Source organism: Stenotrophomonas pictorum JCM 9942, assembly GCF_001310775.1.
Lineage (GTDB): Bacteria > Pseudomonadota > Gammaproteobacteria > Xanthomonadales > Xanthomonadaceae > Stenotrophomonas > Stenotrophomonas pictorum.
Window position 1 is genome coordinate 1 of the sequence record NZ_BAZI01000657.1, and the last position, 958, is coordinate 958.

The following is a 958-nucleotide window of genomic DNA, read 5'->3' on the forward strand; positions in this document are numbered from 1 at the left end:
CGCTTGCGACTCCGCCGCCGGCCGCGTGATGCGGTAACCGACAAGGCCGGCGACGACGGCCAGGGCGAGGATGGTTTGGGTCTTGCGGGACATCATCGGAACAGCCCCTCACGGTTGAAGGAAACAAACGGATCTGCCTGCATCCAGACGCGGTCGCGGCAGCTATGTGACGTCGGGAAAGAAGATTTCCTCGATCCGGCGATCGAACAGTCGTGCGATGCGGAAGGCCAGCGGCAGGCTGGGATCGTACTTGCCGGTCTCCAGCGCATTGACCGTCTGCCGGGAAACGGCCAGCCGTTCGGCCAGCTCGCCTTGCGACCAGCCGCAGGCATCACGCAGTTCGCGCAGGCGGTTGTCCATACCGGTGCTTCAGCGGTAGCGTCGGGCGACCACGGCCTTGACCAGGCCATAGCCCAGGCACAGCAGCGGGAACACCCAGATCATCGCCGCACCGGCCGGCACATCCACCACCCGCGCCACCTGCAGCAGGCCGCCGCCCAGATACAGCAGCGAGACCAGCGCGGTGGCGAAACTGACCGCCTGCAGTTCGATACGCTGCTGCAGCTCGTCGGCATCGCGGATGTAGCGGATCATCGCACGCAGCATCAGCGCGATCGGCGGCACCGGCAACAGCGCGACCAGCGCCCGCAGGCCAATGCTGTCCACGTGTTTGAGCAGCCCGATCGAGCTGAACAGCAGCACCACGTAGCCGCCCAGGGCGACCATCATTTCGCGGGTATAGCGCTTGCGCAGCACCGGCGGTGCGGTGTCGCAGGCATCGGGAAGCAGCCGGCGCAGCACTACGGCAAACAGCAGGCCGATGGCCAGGCCGGCGAAAATGCCGGCGAGCATCGGACCGGGAGCGTGCGGCATGCCTTTGAGGAGCGCGCCACTGGCGAGCGCGGCCATGACCGCGGCAAGCAGCAGCCAGCGCGTGGCGGTCAGGGCCATCAGCGCA

General features: G+C 67.2%; 2 protein-coding genes. Both read right to left on the minus strand.

The features are described 5' to 3' along the window. Positions 1–162: 162 nt before the first annotated feature. Entirely contained in the window at positions 163–360 is a 198-nt protein-coding gene (locus JCM9942_RS16850; protein ID WP_054660986.1) for a helix-turn-helix transcriptional regulator, read from the minus strand. A 9-nt stretch (positions 361–369) separates the two neighbouring features. Further along, a partial coding sequence (locus tag JCM9942_RS16855) for a hypothetical protein (RefSeq protein WP_343123498.1) occupies positions 370–958 on the minus strand: 589 nt, incomplete at its 5' end.